The sequence below is a fragment of the Microbacterium sp. zg.Y909 genome, assembly GCF_024626565.1.
Map to the genome: position 1 here is coordinate 1 of NZ_JANJFJ010000355.1, position 4,566 is coordinate 4,566.

At 70.9% G+C, this 4,566-nt stretch carries 5 protein-coding genes and 1 pseudogene; 4 read left to right on the top strand and 2 right to left on the bottom strand.

The window, feature by feature from the left end; genetic code table 11:
- Window positions 1–185: pseudogene (locus NQ160_RS19010) on the top strand (class I SAM-dependent methyltransferase); the annotation flags it as partial.
- A gap of 24 nt (window positions 186–209) precedes the next feature.
- Here the strand turns inward: NQ160_RS19010 and NQ160_RS19015 are convergent.
- The gene (locus tag NQ160_RS19015; protein WP_257516676.1) at window positions 210–566 is read right to left on the bottom strand and encodes a hypothetical protein; all 357 of its coding nucleotides are present in this window, start codon (window positions 564–566) and stop codon (window positions 210–212) included.
- Between the two features lie 75 nt (window positions 567–641).
- Here NQ160_RS19015 and NQ160_RS19020 point away from each other — a divergent pair, with 75 nt between their 5' ends.
- The gene (locus tag NQ160_RS19020) at window positions 642–2,306 is read left to right on the top strand and encodes an ABC-F family ATP-binding cassette domain-containing protein (RefSeq protein ID WP_257516677.1); all 1,665 of its coding nucleotides are present in this window, start codon (window positions 642–644) and stop codon (window positions 2,304–2,306) included.
- A 17-nt stretch (window positions 2,307–2,323) separates the two neighbouring features.
- On the opposite strand, the gene NQ160_RS19025 is transcribed toward NQ160_RS19020, so the two are convergent.
- Window positions 2,324–2,671 (bottom strand): LysR family transcriptional regulator, encoded by a 348-nt coding sequence (locus NQ160_RS19025; protein WP_257516678.1) that lies wholly within the window; start codon window positions 2,669–2,671, stop codon window positions 2,324–2,326.
- A 123-nt stretch (window positions 2,672–2,794) separates the two neighbouring features.
- Between NQ160_RS19025 and NQ160_RS19030 the strand changes: the two genes are divergently transcribed.
- Both NQ160_RS19030 and NQ160_RS19035 read left to right on the top strand, forming a co-directional pair.
- On the top strand, window positions 2,795–3,865 hold the full coding sequence (locus NQ160_RS19030) for a hypothetical protein (RefSeq protein WP_257515735.1): 1,071 nt from the start codon (window positions 2,795–2,797) through the stop codon (window positions 3,863–3,865).
- 42 nt (window positions 3,866–3,907) lie between these two features.
- The coding region (locus tag NQ160_RS19035) for a GTPase (RefSeq protein ID WP_257516679.1) at window positions 3,908–4,566 on the top strand (659 nt) is incomplete at its 3' end.

Below are 4,566 nucleotides of genomic sequence, written 5' to 3' on the forward strand. Positions count from 1 at the left end.
TGACCCGTGCTGGGCTGCGTGCGATGGCCTTCTCGCGCAGCTACGTCATCACGGCACCCGACGAGGAACGCGACCGCATCGACAGCGAGCTCTCGGACCTCTTCGACGAGATCGGGGCGGTCGGCGACGACATGGTCGAATTGCCTTACATCAGCTACGCATTCCGCGCCGTCAGCGCGGAATGACCCGAAGACCGCCCGTGACGGCGCTCAGCCGCGCTCGATCCGGCCACGCCCGAACGGCAGCACCGGCGCCAGGTAAACCAGACTCGGCGCATCGCCCGGCGCCAGGGCGACTTCCGCCTGGCCGAACCGCCAGAGCCGATTGAACAGATAGACCCCGATCACGGCGGCCTCGTCGGCCGGCACCTGCCAGGTGCCGACTCCCCACTGCGTCGGCTGGCCGCGGCCGCCGATCACGAGGGCGGGACGGATGCGCGCGTACAGCGCGAAGGCGGGTCTGCGGAATGTGATCTCGATACGACGGGATGCCGGCGGCGGCGGATCCGCGATCGGCTGCGCAGCCGGGGCGGCGGGGGGCGAGGCGTCGTGCGGCGAACTGGGCATGCTTGACGCTAACGCGGCCGGCGGCCTGCCCGTGAACGGACCGACCGCGCGTCGCGGCGGTGGGAGGATGGAAGGATGACCGCCACGCTCGTCGCCCGAGACCTCGCCGGCGGGTACGGGCACCGCACGCTGTTCGACTCGTTGAACCTCACCGTCGCTCCCGGGGACGTCCTGGGCGTCGTCGGCGCCAACGGCGCAGGCAAGTCCACACTCCTGCGCCTGCTCGCCGGCATCGACGCTCCTCAGTCCGGCAGTGTCGCCCTGTCGCCGCCGGACGCGTTCGTCGGCTGGCTTCCGCAGGAGCACGAGCGGGTCGAGGGCGAGACCGTGGCCCAGTACATCGCCCGGCGCACCGGCTGCGCCCAGGCGACCGTCGACATGGATGCCGCAGCGGCTGCGCTGGCCGACCCCGCCCCGGCGGGAGGCGCGGCCCCCGACCCGGCCGATGTGTACTCCGCGGCGCTTGACCGCTGGCTCGCCAGCGGCGCCGCCGACCTCGACGAACGTCTCCCCGTCGTGCTGGCGGACCTCGGCCTGGATCTCGGCGGCGCGCCGACCGAGGCGCTCATGACCTCGCTCTCCGGTGGGCAGGCCGCGCGCGTGGGGCTGGCCGCGCTGCTGCTGTCGCGCTTCGACATCGTGCTGCTGGACGAGCCCACCAACGACCTCGACCTCGACGGCCTCGAGCGCCTCGAAGCCTTCGTGCGGGGCCTGCGCGGCGGCGTCGTGCTGGTCAGCCACGACCGCGAGTTCCTTGCCCGCAGCGTGACGCGGGTGCTGGAGCTCGACATCGCGCAGGGGACGAACGGGGTCTTCGGCGGCGGCTACGACGCCTACCTCGAGGAGCGCGCGACGCTGCGCCGGCACGCGCGCGAGCAGTACGACGAGTTCGCCGACAAGAAGGCCGACCTCGTCTCGCGGGCCAGGACCCAGCGCGAGTGGTCCAGCCAAGGCGTGCGCAACGCGATGCGCAAGTCTCCTGATAACGACAAGATCCGCCGCAAGGCGGCGAGCGAGTCCAGCGAGAAGCAGGCGCAGAAGGTGCGCCAGATGGAAAGCCGCATCGCGCGTCTCGACGAAGTCGACGAGCCGCGCAAGGAGTGGCAGCTGCAGTTCACGATCGGGTCGGCTCCACGCTCGAGCTCCGTCGTTGCGACCCTCAGCGGCGCGATCGCCCGGCAGGGGACGTTCACGCTGGGCCCGGTCTCGTTGCAGGTCAACGCGGGCGATCGCATCGGCATCACCGGCCCGAACGGGGCGGGCAAGTCGACGCTGCTGCGCCTGCTGCTGGGGCGTCAGAGCCCCGACGAGGGCACGGCCAGCCTCGGCGCCAGCGTCGAGATCGGTGAGGTCGACCAGGCCCGGTCGCTGTTCGTCGGCTCGGCGGCGTTGGCCGACACCTTCGAGGCACTCGTGCCGCAGATGGCATCCGGTGAGGTGCGCACACTTCTGGCGAAGTTCGGGCTCAAGGCCGATCATGTGAACCGCCCCGTCGACGAGCTGTCGCCCGGGGAGCGCACACGCGCGGGCCTTGCCCTGCTGCAGGCCCGCGGCGTCAATCTGCTCGTGCTCGACGAGCCCACCAACCATCTGGATCTCGCGGCCATCGAGCAGCTCGAGCAGGCGCTCGAGACCTACGAGGGCACACTGCTGCTCGTGACGCACGACAGGCGCATGCTCGACACCGTGCAGACCGACCGCCGCTGGCATGTGGAGGGTGGCCAGGTCACCGAGCTGTAGCCCGGCGGATGCCGCGCCTAGCGGCCCTGACGCTTCTTGTACGGCTTCGGCTGGCCCTTGACGACGGGCGCTCGGCCCTTGCCCTTGGACGCCTTGGCCTTGCCGCCCGCGGGGACGACCGGCTTCGGCGCCGCGGCGGGGGCCGCGGCGATGCGCTCCTTCGCCTCGTCGAGGAAAAGCTCGCCGACCTTCGTAAGCCGGGTTCCGGCGCCGTCGCGCGTGAACAGCGCCTGCCCGACCTCGGCCTCGAGCTTGTCGATCGAGGTGTACAGCGACGCCAGGGGGATGCCGAGTTTCTCCGCCGCCCGCGGAAAGTGCAGCGCATCGGCGACGGCGACGAACCGCTCCAGGTGCGTGATGTTCACAGGGTGCCTTCCTCCGCCGGACGGGACCGGCAGGGTCCATTGTCTCAGCACCCGCCAGTGGACGTTGGCGGCCGCGCTCCCGCGCCCCATAGTCTTCTCACAGAGTGGAGCCAGGGGGGACCGATGACGACGGCGCAGGCCACGACGTACTTCGACACGACCGCGCTGGTCGAGCCGATCGACCGCAAGGCCGTGCGCAAGTTCGGCCGCGACCCGAGCACGGGAGACCGGGTGGCCTCGGGCTGCGGCACCGTGCTCGTCGTCGCGATCCTCGCGCCCTTCGTGCTGGCCTTCTTCGGCGGCGGCATCCTGCTGACGGGGTTCCTCGCCGCGACGGCGGGGCCTCGGGCTGCGGTGCCGGTGGGCGGGATGCTGGGGCTGTGGGTCCTGGTGATCATCGCCGGCCTCATCTCGGCGACGCTGCGCACCCGCACGGAGAACGAGCGCGCCTATCGCCTGCGCCGCTTCGCCGGCGCGAACAGCCTGGAGTACCAGCGGACGGAAGTGGTGGCCGACAAACCCGGCATGCTCTTCCCGCGCGTGCGCTCGCGGTATGCGCAGGACGTCGTGAGCGACGATCGTGCCAGGGCGATGGAGATCGGCAACATCCGCTGCGAGGGGCGGGCGCGGATCGGACGGACGCGGCGCTGGGGCTACCTCGCCCTGCGTCTGGACACCCCGCTGCCGCACATCGTTCTCGATGCGGTCGGCACCAACAGCCTGGGGGATTCCAGCCTGCCGGTCGGCTTCAAGGCTGCGCAGCGGCTCCGCCTCGAGGGCGACTTCGACCGCGTGTTCCGCCTCTACTGCCCTGCGGGCTACGAGCGCGACGCGCTGTGCCTGTTCACCCCCGACATCATGGCGCGCTTCATCGACAACGCCGCCGAGCTCGACGTCGAGATCGTCGACGACTGGATGTTCTTCTACCGGCGCGCCGACCTCGCCACCCTCGACCCCGCGACCTGGGAGTGGCTCGCAAGCGTGCGCGCCGCGATGACCGGCAAGCTGGCGCAGTGGGAGCGCTGGCGCGACGGCCGGGCCGAGACGGCGGGCGAGGACGGCATCCCGCTGCTGCGTCCTCCGCGCGGCGTCGCCGAGCCGGGCCGGCGCCTGCGTCGCACCCTGCCCTGGGCCACGATCGCGCTGGCTGCGGCGAGCATCGTCACGGTGTATCAGGCGCTCAGCGCCATCTGACCGGTCCGGCCCGGTGCCGCCCGCCGCGTAGACTCGATGCCCGTGGCTCTTACCATCGGAATCGTCGGACTGCCCAATGTGGGCAAGTCCACCCTGTTCAACGCTCTGACCAAGAATCAGGTGCTCGCGGCGAACTACCCGTTCGCGACGATCGAGCCGAACATCGGGGTGGTGAACCTGCCCGATCCGCGCCTGGACAAGCTCGCCGAGATCTTCCACTCCGAGCGCATCCTGCCCGCAGCGGTGTCGTTCGTCGACATCGCCGGCATCGTGCGCGGCGCCAGCGAGGGGGAGGGTCTGGGCAACCAGTTCCTCGCGAACATCCGCGAGGCCGACGCCATCGCGCAGGTCGTGCGCGGCTTCGCCGATGACGACGTCGTGCACGTCGAGGGCGCCGTGAACCCCAAGAACGACCTCGAGACGATCAACGCCGAGCTGGCGTTGGCCGACTTGCAGACCCTCGAGAAGGCGATCACCCGCTACGAGAAGGAAGTGCGCGGCAAGAAGGCGGAGCCCATCGTGCTCGAGACGGCGCTCGCCGCGAAGGACGCGCTCGAGCGCGGGCAGCTGCTGTCGTCGTCCGGCATCGACGTGACGCCGATCCGCGAGCTGGGCCTGCTCACCGCCAAGCCCTTCATCTACGTCTTCAACGTCGACGAGGCCGTGCTGACGGATGCCGCGCGCAAGGCTGAGCTCGAAGC

Bases quoted from the DNA above. Each gene is read 5' to 3' on its own strand.
- NQ160_RS19015 (WP_257516676.1), bottom strand. From the start codon at position 566: ATGCCCAGTTCGCCGCACGACGCCTCGCCCCCCGCCGCCCCGGCTGCG.
- NQ160_RS19020 (WP_257516677.1), top strand. From the start codon at position 642: ATGACCGCCACGCTCGTCGCCCGAGACCTCGCCGGCGGGTACGGGCAC.
- NQ160_RS19030 (WP_257515735.1), top strand. From the start codon at position 2,795: ATGACGACGGCGCAGGCCACGACGTACTTCGACACGACCGCGCTGGTC.